Below are 24,926 nucleotides of genomic sequence, written 5' to 3' on the forward strand. Positions count from 1 at the left end.
GTTAGCGCCACCGGGCTTTTTTATTACTTGCGGTACAGCACCTTAATGATGTGGTAACCGAACTGCGTATGCAGCGGGCCGGTTGGCTCGAGTACCGGGCAGGAGAACACCACTTTATCGAATGCCGGCACCATCTGGCCCTGACGGAATTCACCTAAATCACCACCACGTTTGCCTGACGGGCAGATAGAGTGTTTCTTCGCCAGCTTGCCGAAGTCGGCGCCGTTTTTAATCTGTTCCAGGAGATCCAGAGCCAGTTTCTCTTCTTTAACAAGAATGTGCAGTGCTGCTGCCGTTTTTGCCATTATTCCGTTCTCACTTCTCAAAGGTAGCCCGCCATTTTATCACTCCTTAGGGTCTCAGACATATACTCTTCGACAGCCCAGGACAGATGTCCCGCCCGGTTTAATGAAGCGGGAGATGAGCAACAGTATTGTCCACGGAATACCACATTGCCCGGGACGCCCGTCCTGTCCTTCCGGCAAGAGAGCGAGATAACATGAACACAATGAAAAACACAGAATTTTCAGGTGACTGGCTTTCAGGGCTGACCCAGGTGGTCCGCGATCCTGTGCTGTATGAATTACTCAAATACTGCCCGCTTGAGATCATGCAACGCTGGCGCTTTGAGGACATTCCACGCGGGGCGTTTATTTGCCGTCAGGGCGACATTTGCCAGCAATTTTCGCTGATTGTCACTGGCGAGGTGGATGTCTTTTTTGAAGCCGAAGATGGCCGTCGTTACCGGCAGGCGCATTACAGCAAAGGTGACATGCTGGGCGAGCTGGAAATTTTCGAGTCACGCAATTACATCTGTTCCGTTGCTGCGGTCAGCCCTGCGCAATTGCTCACGTTGTCGCAGGAACATTTTTTCCGCTGGCTGGCGTTAGATAACCATTTTAATCAGCGGATGCTGCGGTTTTTTAGTCAGCAGTATTACCAGCTGTCGAAAAAGGCCAGCAGCGACAACCTGTATTCGTTGCATCAGCGCGTCTGTCAGGCACTGTGGCAACGGTATCAACAGCAGGGAACACCCACGATTTTGCTCGATAAGCAAAATCTCAGTCAGGAATTTGCGGCGACCACACGCAGTATTAACCGCATTTTGCACGATCTGAAAACGCTGCGGATTATCGACACCGATGGTGAACGGATTGTGCTGTTAGCCCCCGACAAACTCAGACAGGAGGCTGGCATCTGAATCTGAAATCAGATGAAAGATAAGGAGACGGGGGAATGTCGCTTCAACCACATATTCGACTCAGCGAGAGCAGCACAGGCGCGCAGTATGCGTTGCTGCCGGGCGACCCACAGCGGGTGGATCGTATCGCTCAGTTTCTTGATAACCCTGAACCGCTGGGGCAGAACCGGGAGTTTCGTTCGCTGCGTGGCTGGTATCGGGGCGTTGAGATCCTGGTCGTATCGACGGGGATCGGCGGGCCATCCACTGCTATCGCCATAGAAGAACTGCGCCAGACAGGCATAAAAACGCTGATTCGCATTGGCAGTTGTGGCGCACTACAGGATTTTCTGGTGCCCGGTGATGTGGTTATCGCGCAGGGCGCAGTTGCAGACGAAGGTACCAGCAAATCCTATGCACCAGCCAGTTATCCCGCGTGTGCTGACCCGCAATTAACCACCCTGTTAATTCAGCAGGCAAAGCAGCTGCAAATCTCCGCCTTTTGTGGGCTGGTGCGTAGCCATGACAGTTTCTATACCGATCACGAGGCGGCACTGGATGCCGAATGGTCCGCGCGCGGCATCCTCGGCGCTGACATGGAAAGCGCAGCGCTGATGGTGGTCGGGTCGTTGCGCGGCTTACGGACAGCGTCACTGCTGAACGTGGTCGTCGCGCATAACGGTTGCCTCGATAGCAGTATCAATGATTTTGTTCAACAGGATGCGTTGTGCCTGCAGGGGGAAGCGCGTCAGATATCCCTGGCGCTTCACGCCATCTATTCCGATAGCCAGCAAGGAGAGCAATGATGGACTTTTTCAGTATTAACAATGTGATGGTCAATATTCCTCTCGGCGAAGGCGGCTATGCCCTGTCGTGGATTGAAGCCATCGGCACCGTATTCGGTTTACTGTGCATCTGGTATGCCAGCCGCGAAAAGATCATTAACTATCTGTTCGGTCTGATTAACGTCACGCTGTTCGCCGCGATCTTTTTCCAGATCCAGCTTTATGCCAGCCTGTTGCTGCAGGTGTTCTTCTTCGCGGCCAATATTTATGGCTGGTATGCCTGGAGCCGTCAGAACGAAGCCAATGAAGCGGAGCTGAAGGTGCGCTGGCTTTCTCGCCAGCAAACGCTCATGCTGAGTGGCGTGTGTGTTGCCGCTATCTTGTTGATGACGTTTTTTATCGATCCGGTCTTCGCCCTGCTGACCCGCATTATGCTTGCAGTATTGCAGATGGTGGGCGTTTCAGTGGCGATGCCCGATTTGCAGCCGGATGCCTTCCCGTTCTGGGACGCCACCATGCTGGTGCTGTCGATTGCGGCAATGGTGCTGATGACCCGCAAATACGTCGAGAACTGGCTGCTTTGGGTGCTTATCGACGTGATTAGCGTGGTTATCTACGCAGTGCAGGGCGTTTATGCGATGTCGCTCGAATATGTCCTGCTGACCGCGATTGCGGTGATGGGATCTTACAGCTGGATTATCAGCGCGAAACGCAACGGCTATGCGCCGCTGGCTGCCCCTGCTGCCTGATTGATTCATTTTCAGGCTGCCTGAAAGGGCAGCCTGCTGCTCCATCGGCCCCGGTTTCTGCTACAATCCCTTCCCCGTTCGAAGATTGAGCAATACTCCCATGCGTTTAAACCCCGGACAGCAACAAGCCGTCGAATTTGTTACTGGACCCTGCCTGGTGCTGGCGGGAGCAGGCTCAGGCAAAACCCGCGTGATCACCAATAAAATCGCGCATCTGATCCGTGGCTGCGGTTATCAGGCGCGGCATATCGCCGCGGTGACCTTTACCAATAAAGCGGCGCGCGAAATGAAAGAACGCGTGGCGCAGACGCTTGGCCGCAAAGAGGCGCGTGGGCTGATGATCTCGACGTTCCACACGCTGGGGCTGGAGATAATCAAACGCGAATTTGCCGCGCTGGGGATGAAATCGAACTTCTCGCTGTTTGACGATACCGATCAGGTGGCGCTGCTGAAAGAGCTGACCGAAGGGTTGATTGAAGATGATAAAACTCTGCTGCAACAGTTGATCTCGACGATCTCCAACTGGAAAAACGATCTGCTGACGCCCGCCCAGGTCGCGGCGCAGGCGAAAGGCGAACGGGACCGCATTTTCGCACACTGCTATGGCCTGTACGACGCGCACATGAAAGCCTGTAACGTGCTGGATTTCGACGATCTGATCCTGCTGCCAACGCTGCTGTTGCAGCGCAACGAAGAGGTGCGCGAGCGCTGGCAGAACCGGATCCGCTATCTGCTGGTGGATGAATATCAGGACACCAACACCAGTCAGTATGAGCTGGTAAAACTGCTGGTGGGCGCCCGCGCCCGCTTCACTGTGGTGGGCGACGACGATCAGTCGATTTATTCCTGGCGCGGCGCGCGTCCGCAGAACCTGGTGTTACTCAGCCAGGATTTCCCGGCGCTGCAGGTGATCAAGCTTGAGCAAAACTACCGCTCATCGGGCCGTATTCTGAAAGCGGCGAACATCCTGATTGCCAATAACCCGCACGTGTTTGAAAAGCGTCTGTTTTCGGAGCTGGGTTATGGCCCGGAACTGAAAGTGCTGAGCGCAAACCATGAAGAGCATGAGGCGGAACGCGTGACCGGGGAGCTCATCGCCCATCACTTTGTGAATAAAACGCAGTACAAGGATTACGCCATTCTCTATCGCGGCAACCATCAGTCGCGCGTATTTGAAAAAATGCTGATGCAGAACCGCATCCCGTACAAAATTTCCGGCGGTACCTCGTTTTTCTCCCGCCCGGAAATCAAAGATTTGCTCGCCTATCTGCGCGTGCTGACCAACCCGGATGACGACAGCGCATTCCTGCGTATTGTGAATACGCCAAAGCGCGAGATCGGCCCGGCGACGCTGCAAAAGCTGGGCGAATGGGCATCCACCCGCAACAAGAGCCTGTTTACCGCCAGCTTCGACATGGGGCTGACGCAAACCCTGTCAGGACGCGGTTATGACGCATTAACCCGCTTTACCCACTGGCTCGGCGAGATCCAGCGTCTGTCGGAACGTGAACCGGTTGCCGCCGTGCGCGATCTGATCCACGGCATTGATTACGAATCATGGTTGTTTGAAACCTCGCCAAGCCCGAAAGCGGCGGAGATGCGCATGAAAAACGTCAACCAGCTGTTCAGCTGGATGACGGAAATGCTGGAAGGCTCCGAACTGGAGGAGCCCATGACGCTGACCCAGGTGGTGACCCGCTTTACGCTGCGCGACATGATGGAGCGCGGCGAGAGCGAAGAAGATATGGATCAGGTTCAACTGATGACGCTGCACGCCTCGAAAGGGCTGGAATTCCCGTATGTGTTTATGGTCGGGATGGAAGAGGGCTTTCTGCCGCACCAGAGCAGCATCGATGAAGACAATATCGATGAAGAGCGGCGGCTGGCCTACGTGGGCATTACCCGCGCGCAGAAAGAACTGATTTTCACGTTGTGCAAAGAGCGCCGTCAGTATGGTGAACTGGTGCGCCCGGAACCGAGCCGCTTTTTACTGGAACTGCCGCAGGATGATGTGATCTGGGAGCAGGAGCGTAAGGTTATTACCGCAGAAGAGCGAATGCATAAAGGTCAGGCGAACGTGGCCAACATCAGGGCGATGCTGGCGAAAGCGAAAGTAAAGTAAACTTACTTCACCTCAAGCGGCCAGTGGACGTAACTCTGCCACTGGCACTCCTGTTCAACCATTTCCGCGCCAAGCGGATGATCCGCCAGCCAGCGATCCGGCAGCGTCAGTACGAGTTGCTCGTCGTGAACATGCAGCGTAATTTCCGGCAGCAGATCGTCCCGGCGTCGGCTGGCGAACAAAATGGCCAGACGCAGCAGACGACACATGTGCTCCGCCACGCGCGGAGGAACGGCGTTTTGCTGATGCAGTGACGGCAGATCCACCGGGTTGGTTTGATTGAGTACCAGCGTCGCCAGCAGTTTTTTCTGCGCAGGCGTAAAGCCCGGCAAATCCAGATTCCGCACCAGATAAGCCGCGTGCTGCGGCGATTGTTTGAAATCGACGCTCAGCCCAATCTCATGCAACTGGCAGGCGCTCAGTAACAGCTCACGGCTAATCGGCTCCAGATCCCAGCTCTCTTCCACTGCGGTTGCAAACTGTGCGGCGAGTTTCGCCACGCGCTGGGCCTGTTCGGTATCGACCAGAAAACGGCGTTGAATGATGCGCAACGTGCGGCTGCGGATGTCCTGATCCACCGCCAGATGCAGCATGCCATACACCAGACCTTCACGCAGCGCGCCGCCAGCCAGCGTCATGCTCTGAATATCCAGCTCGGTAAAAATGGCGATGAGAATGGCCAGGCCGCTGGGGAATACCAGCGCCCGCTCCAGCGTCAGCCCTTCGATTTCAAGCTCTTCCAGACGCCCGCACTGAATGGCGCGCTGTTTCAGCTGCTGTAGTTTCGGCAGCGTGATGCGCTCGTCCATCCCCTGCGCCATCATGATTTCCTGCAGCGCCTGCACCGTACCGGAGGCGCCCACGCAGACTTTCCAGCCGTGGTAACGCAGGTTATCAGCGACCGGGCGCAGCACCTCACGCGCCGCGCGCTCGGCCTCATCGAAATGTTCCTGCGCCAGGTTGCGGTCGGTAAAATAGCGCTCAAGCCAGGTGACGCAACCCATCGACAGGCTAAACAGTGAAGTCGCCTGCGCGCCAGTGCCTGTCACTAATTCCGTGCTGGCGCCGCCGATATCCACCACCAGACGACGATCATCGCCACCGGTGGTGTGCGCCACGCCCTGATAAATCAGGCGCGCTTCTTCTTCACCCGTGATGACCTGCACCGGGCAGCCGAGGATCTCTTGCGCTTTGGCGATAAATTCACTGGCATTGATCGCCAGACGAAGGGTGGCGGTAGCAACAACACGGATTTGAGTCGGGGGGATGTCCTGCAGACGTTCAGCGAAGAGTCGTAAACACTGCCAGCCGCGTTCCATGGCTTCTGCAGAAAGACGGTTTTCGCTGTTCAGACCCGCCGCCAGACGCACTTTGCGTTTGATGCGGGTCAGCGTCTGAATACTGCCCTCCACCTCGCGCACGACCAGCATATGAAAACTATTCGAACCGAGATCAATAGCCGCATAAAGCGAGTGCGAGGTAGAGCTGAGCATATTTTTTAACCTGAGCGACGACGGTTACGCGGTGCGCCCGAACGGCGCGGTCCATTACCCTGACGAGTCCGGGTCAGACGCAACGGTTTCGGTAAATCCGTCATCAGGGCGTCTGAATTGTATTTACTGACCGGGATCGAGTGACCGATATAGGTTTCAATCGCTGGCAGATTCAGTGCGTACTCTTCGCAGGCCAGGCTTATCGAATGACCGCTTGCGCCCGCACGACCGGTACGGCCGATACGGTGAACGTAGTCTTCACAGTCGTCTGGTAAATCATAGTTGAACACGTGCGTAACGGCCGGGATATGCAGGCCACGCGCGGCAACGTCGGTCGCGACCAGAATATCGAGATCGCCACGGGTAAATTCATCCAGAATGCGCAGGCGTTTTTTCTGCGCCACGTCGCCGGTCAGCAGGCCCACGCGATGGCCGTCGGCAGCCAGATGACCCCAGATATCTTCGCAACGGTGTTTGGTGTTGGCGAAAATAATAGTGCGGTCCGGCCATTCTTCTTCCAGCAGCGTTTGCAGCAGACGCATTTTTTCGTCGTTGGAAGGGTAGAACAGCTCTTCTTTAATACGGTGGCCGGTTTTTTGTTCCGGTTCGACTTCGACGTACTCGGCGTTGTTCATTTGTTCAAACGCCAGTTCGCGAACGCGGTAAGAAAGGGTTGCGGAGAACAGCATGTTCAGACGCTGATTCGCCGGTGGCATACGGCGGAACAGCCAGCGAATATCTTTAATAAAGCCCAGATCGTACATGCGATCGGCTTCATCCAGCACAACCACCTGAATCGCGCCAAGGTTAACGTGGTTCTGCTTGGTGTAATCAATGAGACGGCCCGTGGTGCCAATCAGGATATCGACGCCGCTTTCCAGCACTTTCAGCTGTTTGTCGTAGCCATCGCCACCGTAAGCCAGCCCGAGCTTCAGGCCCGTTGCGCTCGCCAGAGGCTCTGCATCGGCATGAATCTGCACCGCCAGCTCACGCGTTGGCGCCATGATCAACGCGCGCGGTTGGTTAACCTGGCGGTTTTCTGGCACGGGGTGAGAGAGAAGATAATGAAACGTTGACGTAAGAAACGCCATCGTTTTGCCGGTACCGGTTTGCGCCTGCCCGGCAACGTCACGACCCGCCAGTGTCAGTGGCAGTGCGAGCGCCTGAATGGGCGTACAATTATGAAACCCTTTAGTTTCAAGGGCTTCAATCACCATTGGGTGCAGGGCGAAGTCGGAAAACTTCTGTTCTGTTAAATGTGTTTTGCTCATAGTGTGGTAGAATATCAGCTTACTATTGCATTAAGAAAGCGTATCCGGTGAAATAACGTCAACCTTTTAGTTGGCTAAAGCAACATCAACGTGTCGTTGATTGTTGATTAATGCTACACCAACGCACCAGGCTTATTCCTGCGGAGTTAAATATGAGCGATAAAATTATTCACCTGACTGACGACAGTTTTGACACGGACGTACTCAAGGCTGAGGGGCTGACCCTCGTCGATTTCTGGGCAGAGTGGTGTGGTCCGTGCAAAATGATCGCCCCGATTCTGGATGAGATCGCTACTGAGTATGCGGGCAAGCTGACCGTGGCTAAACTGAACATTGACGAGAACCCGGGCACTGCACCGAAATACGGTATCCGCGGTATCCCGACGTTGCTGCTGTTTAAAGGCGGCGAAGTAATCGCGACCAAAGTGGGCGCCCTGTCCAAAGGTCAACTGAAAGAGTTCCTCGACACCAACCAGGCGTAACGCTTTTGATTCAGGCGTCCGGTATTCCTAATTAATGTGGAACGCTGGACGCCTGCCTTCAGTCGTGCTAAGTTAGTTTTGACTTCGTTTTAAACATACCTTTGTTTGAATCTTGTTTTACCCGACGCTTCCCGTATTCAATACTACGCGTGAGGCAAAAAAATTCCGGGCTTGTCACTCATTCCGTTATGTCGTTTCAGTTCTGCGTTTTTTTCCTGTAACCAGGCAGCGTACAGACGTGAGTTGATGGCCGTAAACAGGCATGGATGACCCTGCCATACCATTCACAACATTAAGTTCGAGATTTACCCCGAGTTTAAGAACCCACACCATTATGAATCTTACCGAATTAAAGAATACGCCGGTTTCTGAGCTGATTACTCTCGGCGAAAATATGGGGCTGGAAAACCTGGCTCGTATGCGCAAGCAGGACATTATTTTTGCCATCCTGAAGCAGCACGCGAAGAGTGGCGAAGATATTTTTGGCGACGGTGTGCTGGAGATATTGCAGGATGGATTTGGATTCCTCCGCTCCGCAGACAGCTCCTACCTCGCCGGCCCTGACGACATCTACGTATCCCCCAGCCAAATCCGCCGTTTCAACCTCCGCACTGGTGACACCATCTCTGGTAAGATTCGTCCTCCGAAAGAGGGTGAGCGTTACTTTGCGCTGTTGAAAGTTAACGAAGTAAACTACGACAAACCGGAAAACGCGCGTAACAAGATTCTGTTCGAAAACTTAACTCCGCTGCACGCGAATTCCCGCCTGCGTATGGAGCGTGGTAACGGCTCAACTGAAGATTTAACGGCGCGCGTTCTGGATCTGGCCTCGCCGATCGGTCGCGGTCAGCGTGGTCTGATTGTCGCACCGCCGAAAGCCGGTAAAACCATGCTGCTGCAGAACATCGCGCAGAGCATTGCTTACAACCATCCTGACTGTGTGCTGATGGTGCTGCTGATTGACGAACGTCCGGAAGAAGTGACCGAAATGCAGCGCCTGGTGAAAGGCGAAGTGGTCGCGTCGACCTTTGACGAACCGGCTTCCCGCCACGTGCAGGTTGCGGAAATGGTTATCGAGAAAGCCAAACGTCTGGTTGAGCACAAGAAAGACGTTATCATTCTGCTCGATTCCATCACCCGTCTGGCGCGTGCCTACAACACCGTCGTACCGGCTTCCGGTAAAGTATTGACCGGTGGTGTGGACGCCAACGCCCTGCATCGTCCGAAGCGTTTCTTCGGTGCGGCGCGTAACGTGGAAGAGGGTGGCAGCCTGACCATCATCGCGACGGCGCTGATCGATACCGGCTCCAAAATGGACGAAGTTATCTACGAAGAGTTTAAAGGCACCGGTAACATGGAGCTGCACCTCTCGCGTAAGATCGCTGAAAAACGCGTCTTCCCGGCTATCGACTACAACCGCTCTGGTACGCGTAAAGAAGAGCTGCTTACCACGTCGGAAGAGCTGCAGAAAATGTGGATCCTGCGTAAGATCATTCACCCGATGGGCGAAATCGACGCGATGGAATTCCTCATTAATAAGCTGGCGATGACCAAAACTAACGACGATTTCTTCGACATGATGAAACGTTCGTAATTCGCCTTAAACGAAAAACGCCACGCCTCGCGTGGCGTTTTTGTTTTTTAAGGACATACTTCAGTGGAAACTAACTCAAATATGCGGATGATAACCATTTATCCGAATCAGTGATGTAAGGCCAATTTTTTTGTATAAAAAACAGGCTGATTCGGTGAATCTCATCCGACTTCCTCTTCTGATGAAGGGCCATCATAGGTATACTTTCGCCATTACTATTTGCTGAGAGCATTTATTGTGAATTTGCTGACTGCAGGTGCTGATCTGATCAGTATTTTTTTATTCACAACCCTGTTCCTTTTTTTTGCACGCAAGGTAGCTAAAAAGGTCGGTTTAGTGGATAAACCAAACTTCCGAAAGCGTCACCAGGGTCTTATTCCGTTGGTGGGGGGAATTTCGGTTTATGCTGGTCTGTGTTTTACATTTGGGATCGTCAACTACTACATTCCTCATGCCGCGCTCTATCTGATGTGCGCGGGTGCGCTGGTGCTGGTCGGCGCGCTGGACGATCGCTTTGATATCAGCGTCAAAATTCGTGCGACAGTTCAGGCCGCCGTCGGTGTTGTGATGATGGTCTTCGGCAAACTCTACCTGAGCAGCCTGGGCTACATTTTCGGCTCCTGGGAACTGGTGCTCGGGCCATTCGGTTTCTTCCTCACACTGTTTGCCGTCTGGGCCGCGATTAACGCCTTCAACATGGTCGATGGTATTGACGGCCTGCTGGGCGGGTTATCCTGCGTGTCGTTTGCCGCGATGGGGATGATCCTCTGGTTCGACGGGCAACAGAGCCTGGCCATGTGGTGTTTCGCGATGATCGCCGCCATTCTGCCTTACATCATGCTGAACCTCGGCATTCTCGGCCGCCGCTATAAAGTTTTTATGGGCGACGCGGGCAGTACGCTGATTGGCTTCACGGTCATCTGGATCCTGATGGAAACCACGCAGGGCAAAACCCATCCGATTAGCCCCGTCACCGCGTTGTGGATTATCGCTATCCCGCTGATGGACATGGTCGCTATTATGTACCGCCGTCTGCGTAAAGGGATGAGCCCGTTCTCACCTGACCGCCAGCATATTCATCACCTGATCATGCGTGCCGGTTTTACTTCCCGTCAGGCTTTTGTTCTTATTACGCTTTCAGCAGCGTTACTGGCATCAATTGGTGTACTTGCAGAATATACTCATATCGTTCCTGAATGGGTCATGTTGGTATTATTCTTGCTAGCCTTTTTCCTGTACGGTTACTGCATCAAACGTGCCTGGAAAGTAGCGCGTTTCATTAAACGTCTGAAGCGCAGGATGCGCAGGAACAGTGATAACAATCCTAATTTAACCAAGTAAAGCTGGGGAAGTGATGACTCAACCATTACCAGGAGCACAGTCAGTCGGCGCGGAGAATGAACTGGACGTTCGCGGTCTGTTTCGTACGCTATGGATGGGGAAGTTCTGGATTGTGGGGATTGCGTTACTCTTTGCGGTGATTGCGCTGGGTTACACTTTCTTTGCCCGCCAGGAGTGGAGCGCGACGGCAATCACCGACCGCCCCACCGTCAATATGCTGGGCGGGTATTACTCCCAGCAGCAGTTTTTACGCAATCTGGACGTCAAAGCTGATATGGCCTCGGCCGATCAGCCGTCGGTAATGGATGACGCCTATAAAGAGTTCATCATGCAACTCGCCTCATGGGATACCCGCCGTGAGTTCTGGTATCAGACCGACTACTACAAGCAGCGGATGGTGGGGAACTCCCGCGCCGACGCCGCATTGCTTGACGATCTTATCGACGACATCCAGTTTATGCCTGGCGACGCGCTGCGCAGCATCAGCGATAGCGTCAAGCTGACCGCAGAAACGGCGGCGGATGCCAACAACCTGTTGCGCCAGTACGTGGCTTTCGCCAGCCAGCGCGCGGCGGGCCATCTGAACGAAGAGCTGAAAGGGGCCTGGGCTGCCAGAACCATTCAGATGAAGGCGCAGGTCAAACGCCAGGAAGAGGTGGCGCAGTCTATCTTCGATCGTAAAACGCACAGCGTAGAAGAAGCGCTGAAAGTGGCGCAACAGAATAATATTTCCCGCAGCGAAACCGACGTGCCTGCCGAGCAATTACCCGACTCTGAGCTATTTTTACTGGGGCGCCCGATGCTACAGGCGCGCCTGGAGAATCTGCGCGCCGTAGGGCCGGATTTTGACCTGGATTACGATCAGAACCGCGCGATGCTGACGACGCTGAATGTCGGGCCGACGCTGGATCCTCGTTTTCAGACCTATCGATATTTGCGAACACCAGAAGAACCCGTGAAACGCGATAGCCCACGTCGTGCTTTCCTGATGGTGATGTGGGGAATCGTAGGTGCACTTATCGGTGCAGGCGTAGCATTGACGCGACGTCGTATTCAGTGAATACACCTTGTGTGATGAGGATCAGTCGATCCTCATCATCTTATCGAAGAGAATCGACGTGAAAGTACTTACAGTGTTTGGCACCCGTCCGGAGGCGATAAAAATGGCGCCTCTGGTACATGCGTTGGCCAGGGATCCTCACTTCGAGGCGAAAGTGTGCGTAACCGCACAGCACCGTGAAATGCTTGATCAGGTGTTGTCCCTCTTTTCCATCGTACCGGATTACGATCTTAATATTATGAGCCCAGGACAGGGGCTGACCGATATCACCTGCCGTATTCTGCAAGGTTTACGGCCGGTGCTGGAATCGTTTAAACCTGATGTGGTGCTGGTGCATGGCGATACCACCACCACGGTGGCGGCGAGCCTGGCCGCGTTTTATCAGCGCATCCCCGTCGGGCATGTTGAAGCCGGTTTACGTACCGGCGATCTCTATTCCCCGTGGCCGGAAGAGGCCAACCGGACCCTGACCGGGCACCTGGCGGTCTGGCATTTCGCGCCAACCGAAAATTCCCGCCAGAATTTACTGCGTGAGAATCTACAGGATAAGCAGATTTTCGTCACCGGCAATACGGTGATTGACGCCCTGTTCTGGGTGCGTGACCGTGTACTGACAGATGCGTCGCTGCACGCCGGGCTGTCTGAGCAATATCCCTTCCTCGACGCCAGCAAAAAAATGATTCTGGTTACCGGCCACCGCAGAGAAAGCTTCGGTCGTGGTTTTGAACAGATTTGCCATGCGCTGGCGGAGATCGCCGCGCAGCATCCCGATGTACAAATTGTCTATCCGGTTCATCTCAACCCGAACGTGAGCGAGCCGGTGAATCGCATTCTCGGTCATGTCGATAACGTCATTCTCATCGAGCCGCAGGATTACCTGCCTTTTGTCTGGCTGATGAATCGTGCGTGGCTGATCCTGACCGATTCCGGCGGCATTCAGGAAGAGGCGCCGTCGCTCGGCAAGCCGGTTCTGGTGATGCGCGAGATGACAGAACGCCCGGAAGCGGTGGAGGCCGGAACGGTACGTCTGGTCGGCACCAATCGACAACGCATTGTCGAAGAGGTCACGCGCTTGCTGCGTGATGAAGAAGAATACGAAACGATGAGTCGCGCCCATAACCCTTACGGGGACGGGCAAGCCTGCAGCCGTATTTTGACAGCACTTAAAAATAATCAGGTAACGCTATGAGTTTTTCTACCATTTCTGTGATTGGCCTTGGCTACATTGGTCTACCGACGGCGGCGGCGTTCGCCTCCCGGCAAAAAAAGGTGGTGGGGGTTGATATCAATCAGCATGCGGTAGACACCATCAACCGCGGTGAAATTCATATTGTCGAGCCTGAACTGGGCGAAGTGGTGAAAGCCGCTGTCGCGCAGCATTTTTTACGTGCGACCACGACCCCGGAAGCCGCCGATGCGTATCTGATTGCCGTGCCGACGCCGTTTAAAGGCGATCACGAGCCGGACATGGTGTATGTCGAAGCGGCCGCCAAATCGATAGCACCGGTGCTGAAGAAAGGGGCGCTGGTGATCCTCGAATCCACTTCACCGGTGGGCGCAACGGAACAGATGGCGCAATGGCTGGCGGACGCTCGCCCGGATTTAACCTTCCCGCAGCAGGCGGGAGAGCAAGCAGACATCAACATCGCCTACTGCCCGGAGCGTGTGCTGCCGGGCCAGGTGATGGTTGAACTGATTAAAAACGATCGTGTGATTGGCGGCATGACGCCAGTCTGCTCGGTGCGCGCCAGTGAGTTGTACAACATCTTCCTCGAAGGAGAGTGTGTGGTCACTAACGCCCGCACGGCCGAAATGTGCAAGCTGACCGAAAACAGCTTCCGTGACGTCAACATCGCCTTCGCCAACGAACTGTCACTGATTTGCGCTGACCAGGGCATCAATGTCTGGGAGCTGATTCGCCTCGCGAACCGCCACCCGCGCGTCAACATTCTGCAACCGGGGCCGGGCGTTGGCGGTCACTGCATCGCGGTCGACCCCTGGTTTATCGTCGCGCAGAATCCGGAACAGTCGCGGCTTATCCGCACGGCCCGCGAAGTGAACGATCACAAACCTCACTGGGTGATTAACCAGGTGAAAGCCGCGGTGGCGGATTGCCTGACCAGCAGTGGTAAACGGGCGAATGAACTGAAGATTGCCTGCTTCGGGCTGGCCTTTAAGCCCAACATCGACGATCTTCGCGAAAGCCCGGCAATGGAAATTACCCAACTGATTGCGCAGTGGCACAGCGGCGAAACGCTGGCGGTGGAACCGAACATTCATCAGTTGCCGAAAAAGCTGGAAGGACTCTGCCGTCTCGCCACGCTGGACGAGGCGTTGAACGACGCCGATGTGCTGGTGATGCTGGTGGACCACAACCCGTTTAAAGCGCGGAGCGCGGAAAGCATCCAGCAGCGCTACATCGTTGATACAAAAGGAGTATGGCGTTGAAAAAGATTCTGGTTACCGGTGGCGCCGGGTTTATTGGCTCGGCGGTGGTACGCCATATCATCAACGAAACATCAGACAGCGTGGTGGTGGTGGATAAACTCACCTATGCCGGAAACCTGGCGTCTCTGGCACCGGTGGCGGCAGATCCGCGTTTTGCCTTCGAGCAGGTGGATATCTGCAACCGTAGCGAACTGGATCGCGTATTTGCGACGCACCAGCCTGATCTGGTGATGCATCTGGCCGCAGAAAGCCATGTGGATCGTTCCATTGATGGCCCGGCGGCGTTTATTGAAACCAACGTCGTCGGCACTTACACGCTGCTGGAAGCGGCTCGTCTGTACTGGAATGCGTTACCAGAAGCGAAAAAATCCGCGTTTCGTTTCCATCACATCTCCACCGATGAGGTGTATGGCGATCTGCACGGCAGCGATGATTTCTTTACCGAAACCACCCCGTACGCGCCGAGCAGCCCTTATTCCGCCTCGAAAGCGGGCAGCGACCATCTGGTCCGCGCCTGGCTGCGTACTTACGGGCTGCCAACCCTGGTGACCAACTGTTCGAATAACTACGGTCCTTACCATTTCCCGGAAAAACTGATCCCGCTGACCATCCTCAACGCGCTGGCGGGAAAACCGCTGCCGGTTTACGGCAACGGTCAGCAGGTACGTGACTGGCTGTTTGTCGAAGACCACGCCAGAGCGCTTTATCTTGTTGTCACAACAGGTAAAATCGGCGAGACCTACAACATTGGCGGCCATAATGAACGCCAGAATCTGCAGGTGGTGGAGACGGTTTGCGATTTGCTGGAAGAGCTTGCGCCCCGGAAACCGCAGGGTCTCGACAGTTACCGCTCGCTGATTACGTTTGTCACCGACCGCCCCGGGCACGATCTGCGCTACGCCATTGATGCAGCGAAAATCGCCCGCGAGCTGGGCTGGACGCCGCGTGAAACCTTCGAAAGCGGCATGCGGAAAACCGTTCAGTGGTATCTGGCGAACGAAAACTGGTGGCGGCAGGTGCAGGATGGCAGCTATCAGGGCGAGCGACTCGGACTCAAAGGCTAACGCCGGGAGAGGATATCGATGAAAGGCATAATTCTGGCGGGTGGTTCCGGTACACGGTTACATCCGATTACCCGCGGCGTGTCGAAGCAGTTATTACCGATCTACGACAAGCCGATGATTTACTACCCGCTATCGGTACTGATGCTGGCCGGGATCCGCGAAATTCTGATCATCACCACGCCGGAAGATAAGCTCTATTTTCAGCGGCTGCTGGGGGATGGTTCTGAATTTGGCATCGAACTGCACTATGCCGAACAGCCCAGTCCGGACGGACTGGCGCAGGCGTTCATTATTGGTGAAACCTTCCTTAACGGCGAACCTTCTTGCCTGGTGCTGGGAGATAACATCTTCTTCGGCATGGGCTTCAGTCCGAAACTGCGCAAAGTGGCGGCGCGAACGGAAGGAGCGACGATCTTTGGCTATCAGGTGATGGATCCTGAGCGCTTTGGCGTGGTCGAGTTTGACGATAACTTCAATGCCATTTCGCTGGAAGAAAAGCCGAAGCAGCCGAAATCAAAATGGGCGGTAACCGGCCTCTATTTCTATGACAGCAACGTCGTCGAGTACGCCAGACGGGTGAAACCGTCAGAACGTGGCGAGCTGGAAATCACGTCCATTAACCAGATGTATCTGGAAGCCGGCAAGCTGAACGTCGAACTGCTTGGCCGTGGTTTTGCATGGCTCGATACCGGCACGCATGACAGCCTGATCGAAGCCAGCACCTTTGTGCAGACGGTAGAAAAACGGCAGGGCTTCAAAATTGCCTGTCTGGAAGAAATCGCCTGGCGCAACGGCTGGCTTGACGATGACGCGCTAAAACGCTCCGCCACCCAACTGGCGAAGACCGGTTACGGTCAGTATCTGCTGGAGATTATCCGTGCACGTCCACGCCAGTATTGAACCCCTGACGTGGGAAAATGAATTTTTCGGCGTGAAAAGCGCAATATTGCGTTTCACGGAAGATGCCCCTGCGCTGAAGCCCAAAAAGCTGGTGGGCTGGTGGCGGGTGCAGGCGAAAATCCCCGCGCAACGTACCGATTTGCTGGACGCGTTACAACAGCTCGATTTCCGGCTGGTGGAAGGTGAGGTGGATTTGGTGCTGCCGGTTGTCGACGTTATCGATCCCCGGGCAGACATTGCCCGCGACGCCGATATCCCGGTGTTGCGTGAGCAGGCGGCGCAGGCCTTTGCCCAAAGCCGTTTCCGCGCGCCCTGGTATGCGCCGGACGCCAGCGGGCGCTTCTATGCCCGATGGATTGAAAATGCCGTGAAGGGCGTTTTTGATCACCAGTGTCTGGTGTTTCGTTCCGCAGAGGGCGGTATTCGCGCTTTTGTGTCGATGCGGCAACTGAATGACACCGACGCGCGCATCGGGCTGCTGGCGGGGCGGGGCGCCGGGGCTGAACTGATGCAGGCGGCCATCTACTGGGCGCAACAGCGCGGGCTGACAACATTGCGGGTGGCGACCCAGATGGGCAACACCGCCGCACTTAAACGTTACATTCAAAGCGGTGCCAGTATCGAGAGCACCGCTTACTGGCTATACAGGTGAAAAGATGATTCCATTTAACGCGCCGCCGGTGGTGGGAACCGAAATCGATTATATACAATCAGCCATGGGCAGCGGCAAGCTGTGCGGTGATGGCGGTTACACGCGCCGTTGCCAGCAGTGGATGGAGCAGCATTTTGGCAGCGCGAAAGTGTTGCTGACGCCGTCCTGTACCGCGTCGCTGGAAATGGCGGCGTTGCTGCTGGATCTCCAGCCGGGCGATGAAGTCATTATGCCGAGCTACACCTTCGTCTCCACCGCCAATGCGTTCGTGCTGCGCGGCGCCAGAATCATCTTTGTGGATATTCGCCCCGACACGCTGAACATTGATGAGACGAAGATTGAAGCCGCCATCACCGAAAGGACCCGCGTCATTGTGCCGGTTCACTATGCGGGCGTGGCCTGTGAGATGGATACCATCATGGCCATCGCCAGAAAGCATAATCTGTTTGTCGTGGAAGATGCGGCGCAGGGCGTGATGTCGACTTACAAAGGCCGCGCGCTGGGCACCATCGGCCATATCGGCTGTTTCAGTTTCCATGAAACCAAAAACTACACCGCAGGCGGCGAAGGCGGCGCGACGTTAATTAACGAACGCGCGCTGATCGAACGTGCGGAGATCATTCGCGAAAAAGGCACGAACCGCAGTCAATTTTTCCGTGGTCAGGTCGATAAATATACCTGGCGGGATATTGGTTCGAGTTATCTGATGGCAGACCTTCAGGCCGCCTATCTGTGGGCGCAACTGGAAGCCGCTGAGCGCATCAACCAGCATCGTCTGACGCTGTGGCAAACCTATTACGATGCCCTGCTGCCGCTGGCGAAAACCGGGCGTATTGAGCTGCCCACCATTCCGGCGGACTGCAAACAGAACGCGCATATGTTCTACATAAAGCTGCGCGACATTGACGACCGCAGCGCGCTGATCAGTTGGCTGAAAGAAGCGGAAATCCTCGCCGTGTTCCATTATATTCCGCTGCACGCGAGCCCGGCGGGCAAGGCGTTTGGCGAATTCCACGGTGAAGATCGTTTTACCACCCGCGAAAGCGAACGCCTGCTGCGCCTGCCGCTGTTCTATAACCTGTCGTCAGTTAACCAGCGCACGGTGATTAACTCTTTACTGAGCTTCTTCGGCTGATATGTCGCTGGCAAAAGCGTCAGTGTGGACGGCAGCGTCCACGCTGGTAAAAATCGGTGCAGGCCTGCTGGTCATTAAACTGCTGGCGGTCTCGTTTGGACCGTCAGGGGTCGGGCAGGCGGGGAACTTTCGCCAACTGGTGACGGTGCTCGGCGTGCTGGCGGGCGCCGGGATCTTCAATGGCGTCACTAAATATGTCGCCCAGTATCATGACTCGCCGGATCAACTGCAGAAAGTGGTCGGCACCTCGTCAGCGATGGTGCTGGGGTTTTCTTCGCTGCTGGCGGTGATTTTCGTGCTGGCCGCCGCGCCGATTAGCCAGGGGCTGTTTGGTCATACGCACTACCAGGGGCTGGTGCGTCTGGTGGCGCTGGTGCAGATGGGGATCGCCTGGGCGAACCTGCTGCTGGCGTTGATGAAAGGTTTTCGTGATGCGGCGGGCAATGCGCTGTCGCTCATCACCGGCAGCATTATCGGCGTGCTGGCGTACTACGCCTGCTATTATTTCGGCGGCTATCAGGGCGCGCTGCTCGGGCTGGCGCTGGTCCCGGCGTTAGTCGTGATTCCGGCGGCCATCATGCTCTCCCGTCGCGGCACGATCCCGCTGCGTTATCTCAAACCGCAGTGGGATAAATGGCTGGCCAGTCAACTGGGCAAATTTACGCTGATGGCGCTCATCACCTCCGTGACGCTGCCGGTGGCGTACGTGATGATGCGAAACCTGCTGGCGGCGCATTACAGCTGGGATGATGTGGGGATCTGGCAGGGGGTCAGCAGCATTTCTGACGCTTACCTGCAGTTTATCACCGCCTCATTCAGCGTGTACCTGTTACCCACGCTCTCGCGGCTGACGGCCAAAGCGGAGATCACCCGCGAGATTGTGAAGTCGCTGAAATTCGTCCTTCCCGCAGTGGCGGCTGCCAGTTTTACCGTCTGGTTGCTGCGTGATTTCGCCATCTGGCTGCTGTTTTCAGCGAAATTTACCGCCATGCGCGATCTCTTTGCCTGGCAACTGGTGGGGGATGTACTGAAAGTCGGCGCTTACGTTTATGGCTATCTGGTGATCGCCAAAGCGTCGCTGCGGTTTTATATTCTCACCGAAATCAGCCAGTTTGCCTTGCTGACGGCGTTTTCGCACTGGCTGATCCCGGCGCATGGCGCACTGGGGGCAGCACAGGCCTATATGGCAACGTATATCGTTTATTTTGCGCTCTGTAGTGGCGTGTTTTTACTTTGGCACAGGCGAGCATGACAGCACTGATACACATACTGGGATCGGATATCCCTCACCATAACCGAACCGTTCTGGCTTTCTTTAACGACGAGCTGGCAGCGGGGAGCGTGCATGCGCGCGAGTTTATGGTGGCCGGATCCGGGGACGGACTTCGCGACGCATTTCCGGCGCTGTCATTAACGTTCTATCCAGGCAAAAAAGCGCTGGCGCAGGCGGTGGTGGCCCGGGCAAAACAGGATCGTACTCAGCGCTTCTTCTTTCACGGGCAGTTTAATACCGGCCTGTGGCTGGCGCTATTAAATGGCGGCATTAAGCCGCAGCAGTTTAACTGGCATATCTGGGGCGCTGATCTGTATGAAGTGTCCCGTGGCTGGAAATTCCGGCTGTTTTATCCGTTGCGCCGCATGGCGCAGGGGCGTGTCGGGCGAGCTTTCGCGACACGAGGCGATCTGAATTATTTAGCGCAGTTGCATCCGCGTGTGCCGGGTGAGTTGCTTTATTTCCCGACACGCATGGACCCATCACTCAATAACATGGTGAATGACACACCACGGGAAGGAAAACTGACGATCCTGGTCGGCAACTCCGGTGATCCCAGCAATGAACATATCGCCGCGCTGAAGGCGGTTCATCAGCAGTTTGGCGATACGGTCAATGTGATTGTGCCGATGGGCTATCCGGACAACAATGCGCGTTATATCGAGGAAGTGCGCAGTGCCGGGCTGGCGCTGTTCAGCAGCGACAATCTGCACATCCTCAGCGAAAAAATGGCGTTTGATGATTACCTGGCGCTGCTGCGTCGCTGCGATGCGGGCTATTTCATCTTTGCCCGTCAGCAGGGGATCGGCACGCTGTGTCTGTTGATTCAGGCGGGTGTGCCGTGCGTGCTGAACCGCGAAAACCCTTTCTGGCAGGATATGGCTGAGCAACACATACCGGTGCTGTTCACGACCGATCCGCTCAATGCGGAGGTGCTGCGCGAGGCGCAGCGGCAGTTGCTGACCGTTGATAAAAGCCAGATCGCATTTTTCCGGCCGAAATACCTTGAACCGTGGCATCAGGCGCTGCGTGTCGCCGCAGGAGAGCGCGCATGAGTCTGATGCAATTTACCGGCTTATTCGTGGTCTGGCTGCTGTCGACGCTGTTTATCGCCACGCTGACGTACTTCGAGTTTCGGCGCGTGCGCTTTAACTTCAACGTCTTTTTCTCGTTGCTTTTTTTACTGACCTTTTTCTTCGGCTTCCCGCTGACCTGCACGCTGGTGTTCCGTTTCGACGTCGGTGTTGCGCCGCCGGACATCCTGCTGCAAACGCTGCTGGCCGCCGTTTGCTTTTACGCCGTTTACTATGTCACCTATAAAACGCGTCTGCGCGCCGCCACGTCATCGGCGCCGCGCCGTCCGTTGTTTACCATTAACCGGGTGGAGGCGCATCTTACCTGGATGATGTTGATGGGGATTGCGCTGCTGAGTGTCGGCACCTTCTTCATGCATAACGGTTTTCTGCTGTTCAAGCTGCACTCTTACAGCCAGATTTTTTCCAGTGAAGTTTCCGGCGTGGCGTTGAAACGCTTCTTCTACTTCTTTATTCCGGCGATGTTAGTGGTCTATTTTCTGCGTCCGGGCTGGAAAGCGTGGTGCTTTTTCCTCGTCAGCACTGTGGCGTTTGGCTTACTGACGTATGCCATCGTCGGCGGCACGCGCGCCAATATCATTATCGCCTTCGCTATTTTCCTGTTCATCGGCATTATTCGCGGCTGGATTTCGCTGTGGATGCTGGCGGCGGCGGGCGTGCTGGGGATTGTCGGTATGTTCTGGCTGGCGCTGAAACGCTATGGCCTGAACGTCAGCGGTGACGAAGCGTTTTACACGTTCCTGTATCTGACCCGCGACACCTTCTCGCCGTGGGAAAACCTCGCGCTGCTGCTGCAAAATTACGACAAGATCGATTTTCAGGGACTCGCGCCGATTGTGCGTGATTTCTATGTCTTTATCCCGAGCTGGCTGTGGCCGGATCGTCCTGGCCTGGTGCTCAACACCGCGAACTATTTTACCTGGGAAGTGCTGAACAACCATTCCGGGCTGGCGATTTCACCGACGCTGATCGGTTCGCTGGTGGTGATGGGCGGCGTCTGGTTTATCCCGCTGGGCGCGGTGGCTGTCGGGCTTATCATCAAGTGGTTTGACTGGCTGTATACGCTGGGGAATCAGGAAACCAATCGCTATAAAGCGGCGATCCTGCACAGTTTCTGCTTTGGCGCGATTTTCAACATGATTGTCCTGGCGCGAGAGGGGCTGGACTCCTTCGCCTCGCGCGTCGTCTTTTTCCTTGTGGTTTTCGGTCTCTGTCTGCTGATTGCTAAACTGTTGTACTGGCTCCTGGAAAACGCAGGGTTGATCCACAAGCGGATACGCCCCCTGTCGCAACCTCAGGTCTGATAAGGAACCTCATGACTGATCCAACCTCCGCGCCGCTGTATACATTGCGTGGCTTACAACTTATCGGCTGGCGTAACATGCAACATGCGCTGGATTACCTCTATGCGGGCGGAACGCTGAAACCCGGTACGCTGGTGGCCATTAATGCGGAAAAAATGCTGGCCGCCGAGGGGAATACCGAAGTCAGGACGCTGATTGAAGCGGCGGAATTTAAATACGCTGATGGCATCAGCGTCGTGCGATCGGTACGCAAAAAATTTCCGCAGGCGGACGTTTCCCGCGTGGCGGGCGCCGATCTGTGGGAAGCGCTGATGGCGCGCGCCGGGGCCGAAGGGACGCCGGTATTTTTAGTCGGCGGTAAACCGGACGTGCTGGCACAGACCGAAGAAAAACTCCGCCAGCAGTGGAACGTCAATATTGTCGGCAGCCAGGATGGCTATTTCTCGCCAGAGCAGCGTGATGCGCTGTTTGAACGTATCCGCGACAGCGGGGCGGAAATTATCACCGTGGCGATGGGATCGCCGAAGCAGGAAATTTTCATGCGCGACTGTCGGCAGGTCTACCCGGGCGCGCTGTATATGGGGGTGGGTGGCACCTATGACGTCTTCACCGGGCACGTCAAACGCGCCCCGAAGGTCTGGCAGAATCTGGGGCTGGAATGGCTTTACCGTCTGCTCTCCCAACCGAGCCGTATTAAGCGGCAACTGAAACTCCTCCGCTATCTCCGCTGGCACTACACCGGCCAACTCTGATCCTCGCTCATCACTGGAAGCATTGAACGTTTATTATGCAATGCTTCCAGTTTTTTAAGACTTTGTTTGCCATTTCCAGGAAATTGTTAAACCATTCGCTGCCTGAATGGCAGTCTGCTGCGATTTTTGACTGCTCTTCACCATCCGATAAAGCACGTTACCTATAAAAATAACCGGCAATGACCGGAACAATGCAAACACAAGAGGATCTATGGCTGAGAAAAAACCGGAGCTCCAGCGCGGTCTGGAAGCCCGTCATATTGAATTAATCGCCCTAGGGGGCACCATCGGCGTCGGCCTGTTCATGGGGGCCGCGAGCACCCTGAAATGGGCCGGGCCTTCCGTTCTGCTGGCCTATATCGTTGCCGGTCTGTTTGTCTTCTTCATCATGCGATCGATGGGCGAAATGCTGTTCCTGGAGCCAGTGGCAGGCTCATTCGCCGTTTACGCGCACCGCTACATGAGCCCGTTCTTCGGCTACTTAACCGCCTGGTCCTACTGGTTTATGTGGATGGCGGTGGGGATCTCCGAAATCACGGCCATCGGCGTTTACGTACAGTTCTGGTTCCCTGAGCTTCCCCAATGGATACCCGCCATTATTGCGGTAGCGCTGGTGGCGCTGGCGAACCTGGCGGCAGTCAGACTGTACGGTGAACTGGAGTTCTGGTTCGCGATGATCAAAGTCACCACGATTATTGTGATGATTGTGATCGGGCTGGGCGTCATTTTCTTCGGCTTCGGTAATGGGGGACATTCGGTAGGTTTCGGCAACCTGACGGAGCACGGCGGTTTCTTTGCCGGGGGCTGGAAAGGGTTCCTGACGGCACTCTGTATCGTGGTGGCGTCGTATCAGGGTGTCGAGCTTATCGGTATTACCGCCGGTGAAGCGAAGAACCCGCAGGTGACGCTGCGCAGCGCGGTCAGCAAGGTGCTGTGGCGTATCCTGATTTTCTACGTGGGCGCCATTTTCGTTATCGTCACCATTTTCCCGTGGAATGAGATCGGCACCAACGGCAGCCCGTTCGTGCTCACCTTCGCGAAAATCGGTATTACCGCGGCGGCCGGGATCATCAATTTTGTGGTACTGACGGCGGCGCTGTCCGGTTGTAACAGCGGCATGTACAGTTGTGGACGTATGCTGTACGCGTTAGCCAAAAACCGTCAGTTACCGGCAGGTATGGCGAAACTGTCCCGCAGTGGCGTACCGGTGGCGGGCGTGACGATCTCCATTATCATTCTGTTGCTCGGCTCCTGCCTGAACTACATCATTCCTAATCCGCAGCGGGTGTTTGTCTACGTCTATAGCGCCAGCGTGTTGCCGGGAATGGTGCCGTGGTTCGTCATCCTGATTAGCCAGTTGCGTTTCCGTGACGCACACAAGGAAGCGATCGCCAGTCACCCCTTCCGTTCAGTTTTGTTTCCCTGGGCGAACTATCTGACGATGGCGTTCCTGGTTTGCGTGTTAATCGGCATGGGATTCAACGACGACACGCGTATGTCGCTGTTTGTCGGCATTATCTTCCTGGCCGCCGTGACGCTGATTTACAACGTGTTTGGCCTGAATCGTCATGGTTCAGCAGACAAGGTGAGGGAATAAGCGGCAAAATGCGCAAAGCATAACCAAACGCGCATTTTCTTAAAAAAAGCACTAGACAGGCGCGCCTTAAGTCCGTACTATCCACCCCCGCAACGGCGCTAAGCGCCCGTAGCTCAGCTGGATAGAGCGCTGCCCTCCGGAGGCAGAGGTCTCAGGTTCGAATCCTGTCGGGCGCGCCATTTTACCCGGCGCTGGAGCTGCGGTGGTCTGTGAAGTTAAGCAGGGCCGCGTGAAAGAATACAGTGGTGGCTATAGCTCAGTTGGTAGAGCCCTGGATTGTGATTCCAGTTGTCGTGGGTTCGAATCCCATTAGCCACCCCATTAATTTGAAGTTGTGATACGCGAAGGTGGCGGAATTGGTAGACGCGCTAGCTTCAGGTGTTAGTGTCCTTACGGACGTGGGGGTTCAAGTCCCCCCCCTCGCACCACGACTTAACAGATTGAACTAAAAATTCAAAAAGCAGTACATCGGCGAGTAGCGCAGCTTGGTAGCGCAACTGGTTTGGGACCAGTGGGTCGGAGGTTCGAATCCTCTCTCGCCGACCAATTTTGGACCCCGCTTCGGCGGGGTTTTTTGTTTTCTGTGCCATTTCAATGTTTTATCCCGCTGTCACCACACCGCGACAACTC

Annotated in this window: 22 protein-coding genes and 4 tRNA genes; 23 read left to right on the forward strand and 3 right to left on the reverse strand. The window is 55.4% G+C overall.

The window, feature by feature from the left end; all coding sequences use genetic code 11:
• Positions 1–23 precede the first annotated feature (23 nt).
• Positions 24–305 (reverse strand): peptidylprolyl isomerase PpiC, encoded by a 282-nt coding sequence (gene ppiC / locus AOY23_RS19785; RefSeq protein WP_004886861.1) that lies wholly within the window; start codon positions 303–305, stop codon positions 24–26.
• A 194-nt stretch (positions 306–499) separates the two neighbouring features.
• Here ppiC and AOY23_RS19790 point away from each other — a divergent pair, with 194 nt between their 5' ends.
• From AOY23_RS19790 to rep, 4 genes are all read left to right on the forward strand, one after another.
• A complete protein-coding gene (locus AOY23_RS19790; protein WP_054180980.1) occupies positions 500–1,201 on the forward strand; it encodes a Crp/Fnr family transcriptional regulator in 702 nt (233 codons plus the stop codon).
• A 35-nt stretch (positions 1,202–1,236) separates the two neighbouring features.
• Positions 1,237–1,986 (forward strand): nucleoside phosphorylase, encoded by a 750-nt coding sequence (locus AOY23_RS19795; protein ID WP_054180981.1) that lies wholly within the window; start codon positions 1,237–1,239, stop codon positions 1,984–1,986.
• Complete coding sequence (gene pnuC / locus AOY23_RS19800) at positions 1,986–2,714, forward strand: nicotinamide riboside transporter PnuC (RefSeq protein WP_054180982.1); 729 nt, start codon at positions 1,986–1,988, stop codon at positions 2,712–2,714. The genes AOY23_RS19795 and pnuC overlap by 1 nt, the downstream gene beginning before the upstream one ends.
• Before the next feature lie 100 nt (positions 2,715–2,814).
• Positions 2,815–4,836: a DNA helicase Rep gene (gene rep, locus AOY23_RS19805; protein ID WP_054180983.1), complete on the forward strand. Its 2,022-nt coding sequence runs from the start codon at positions 2,815–2,817 to the stop codon at positions 4,834–4,836.
• Positions 4,837–4,838: 2 nt separating this feature from the next.
• Here the strand turns inward: rep and gppA are convergent, their stop codons facing one another.
• Both gppA and rhlB read right to left on the reverse strand, forming a co-directional pair.
• The gene (gppA, locus tag AOY23_RS19810) at positions 4,839–6,329 is read right to left on the reverse strand and encodes a guanosine-5'-triphosphate,3'-diphosphate diphosphatase (RefSeq protein ID WP_054180984.1); all 1,491 of its coding nucleotides are present in this window, start codon (positions 6,327–6,329) and stop codon (positions 4,839–4,841) included.
• A 5-nt stretch (positions 6,330–6,334) separates the two neighbouring features.
• Positions 6,335–7,600, reverse strand: coding sequence for an ATP-dependent RNA helicase RhlB (gene rhlB / locus AOY23_RS19815; protein WP_054180985.1), 1,266 nt, complete (start codon positions 7,598–7,600; stop codon positions 6,335–6,337).
• A 152-nt stretch (positions 7,601–7,752) separates the two neighbouring features.
• Here rhlB and trxA point away from each other — a divergent pair, with 152 nt between their 5' ends.
• The 19 genes from trxA to AOY23_RS19910 all read left to right on the forward strand — a co-directional run bounded on the left by trxA (position 7,753) and on the right by AOY23_RS19910 (position 24,842).
• The gene (gene trxA, locus AOY23_RS19820; RefSeq protein ID WP_054180986.1) at positions 7,753–8,082 is read left to right on the forward strand and encodes a thioredoxin TrxA; all 330 of its coding nucleotides are present in this window, start codon (positions 7,753–7,755) and stop codon (positions 8,080–8,082) included.
• A gap of 334 nt (positions 8,083–8,416) precedes the next feature.
• Positions 8,417–9,676 carry a transcription termination factor Rho gene (gene rho / locus AOY23_RS19825; RefSeq protein WP_038160391.1) on the forward strand — a complete coding sequence of 420 codons (1,260 nt, stop codon included), beginning with the start codon at positions 8,417–8,419 and terminating at the stop codon, positions 9,674–9,676.
• Between the two features lie 237 nt (positions 9,677–9,913).
• Positions 9,914–11,017: a UDP-N-acetylglucosamine--undecaprenyl-phosphate N-acetylglucosaminephosphotransferase gene (wecA, locus tag AOY23_RS19830; protein ID WP_054180987.1), complete on the forward strand. Its 1,104-nt coding sequence runs from the start codon at positions 9,914–9,916 to the stop codon at positions 11,015–11,017.
• Between the two features lie 13 nt (positions 11,018–11,030).
• Positions 11,031–12,077 carry an ECA polysaccharide chain length modulation protein gene (gene wzzE / locus AOY23_RS19835; RefSeq protein ID WP_049847164.1) on the forward strand — a complete coding sequence of 349 codons (1,047 nt, stop codon included), beginning with the start codon at positions 11,031–11,033 and terminating at the stop codon, positions 12,075–12,077.
• A 58-nt stretch (positions 12,078–12,135) separates the two neighbouring features.
• The gene (gene wecB / locus AOY23_RS19840) at positions 12,136–13,266 is read left to right on the forward strand and encodes a non-hydrolyzing UDP-N-acetylglucosamine 2-epimerase (protein WP_072171072.1); all 1,131 of its coding nucleotides are present in this window, start codon (positions 12,136–12,138) and stop codon (positions 13,264–13,266) included.
• Complete coding sequence (gene wecC / locus AOY23_RS19845; protein ID WP_054180989.1) at positions 13,263–14,525, forward strand: UDP-N-acetyl-D-mannosamine dehydrogenase; 1,263 nt, start codon at positions 13,263–13,265, stop codon at positions 14,523–14,525. The genes wecB and wecC overlap by 4 nt, the downstream gene beginning before the upstream one ends.
• Complete coding sequence (gene rffG / locus AOY23_RS19850; protein ID WP_054181039.1) at positions 14,522–15,589, forward strand: dTDP-glucose 4,6-dehydratase; 1,068 nt, start codon at positions 14,522–14,524, stop codon at positions 15,587–15,589. The genes wecC and rffG overlap by 4 nt, the downstream gene beginning before the upstream one ends.
• Before the next feature lie 18 nt (positions 15,590–15,607).
• The gene (rfbA, locus tag AOY23_RS19855; protein WP_054180990.1) at positions 15,608–16,489 is read left to right on the forward strand and encodes a glucose-1-phosphate thymidylyltransferase RfbA; all 882 of its coding nucleotides are present in this window, start codon (positions 15,608–15,610) and stop codon (positions 16,487–16,489) included.
• On the forward strand, positions 16,467–17,141 hold the full coding sequence (rffC, locus tag AOY23_RS19860) for a dTDP-4-amino-4,6-dideoxy-D-galactose acyltransferase (RefSeq protein WP_054180991.1): 675 nt from the start codon (positions 16,467–16,469) through the stop codon (positions 17,139–17,141). The genes rfbA and rffC overlap by 23 nt, the downstream gene beginning before the upstream one ends.
• Positions 17,142–17,145: 4 nt before the next feature.
• Positions 17,146–18,276: a dTDP-4-amino-4,6-dideoxygalactose transaminase gene (gene rffA, locus AOY23_RS19865; protein WP_054180992.1), complete on the forward strand. Its 1,131-nt coding sequence runs from the start codon at positions 17,146–17,148 to the stop codon at positions 18,274–18,276.
• A gap of 1 nt (position 18,277) precedes the next feature.
• On the forward strand, positions 18,278–19,528 hold the full coding sequence (wzxE, locus tag AOY23_RS19870) for a lipid III flippase WzxE (RefSeq protein WP_054180993.1): 1,251 nt from the start codon (positions 18,278–18,280) through the stop codon (positions 19,526–19,528).
• Positions 19,525–20,604 carry a TDP-N-acetylfucosamine:lipid II N-acetylfucosaminyltransferase gene (locus tag AOY23_RS19875; protein WP_054180994.1) on the forward strand — a complete coding sequence of 360 codons (1,080 nt, stop codon included), beginning with the start codon at positions 19,525–19,527 and terminating at the stop codon, positions 20,602–20,604. The genes wzxE and AOY23_RS19875 overlap by 4 nt, the downstream gene beginning before the upstream one ends.
• Positions 20,601–21,947, forward strand: a complete 1,347-nt coding sequence (wzyE, locus tag AOY23_RS19880; RefSeq protein ID WP_054180995.1) for an ECA oligosaccharide polymerase — start codon at positions 20,601–20,603, stop codon at positions 21,945–21,947. Before AOY23_RS19875 ends, wzyE begins: the two co-directional genes overlap by 4 nt.
• A gap of 11 nt (positions 21,948–21,958) precedes the next feature.
• Positions 21,959–22,699 (forward strand): lipopolysaccharide N-acetylmannosaminouronosyltransferase, encoded by a 741-nt coding sequence (wecG, locus tag AOY23_RS19885; RefSeq protein WP_054180996.1) that lies wholly within the window; start codon positions 21,959–21,961, stop codon positions 22,697–22,699.
• Between the two features lie 211 nt (positions 22,700–22,910).
• Positions 22,911–24,296, forward strand: coding sequence for a bifunctional threonine/serine APC transporter ThrP (thrP, locus tag AOY23_RS19890; protein ID WP_054180997.1), 1,386 nt, complete (start codon positions 22,911–22,913; stop codon positions 24,294–24,296).
• Between the two features lie 102 nt (positions 24,297–24,398).
• Positions 24,399–24,475 (forward strand) — tRNA-Arg (locus AOY23_RS19895).
• 66 nt (positions 24,476–24,541) lie between these two features.
• A tRNA-His gene (locus AOY23_RS19900) sits at positions 24,542–24,617 on the forward strand.
• 20 nt (positions 24,618–24,637) lie between these two features.
• A tRNA-Leu gene (locus tag AOY23_RS19905) sits at positions 24,638–24,724 on the forward strand.
• Between the two features lie 41 nt (positions 24,725–24,765).
• Positions 24,766–24,842, forward strand: a tRNA-Pro gene (locus tag AOY23_RS19910).
• Positions 24,843–24,926 lie beyond the last annotated feature (84 nt).

This window comes from Trabulsiella odontotermitis, assembly GCF_001297775.1.
Taxonomy (GTDB): Bacteria; Pseudomonadota; Gammaproteobacteria; order Enterobacterales; family Enterobacteriaceae; genus Trabulsiella; species Trabulsiella odontotermitis.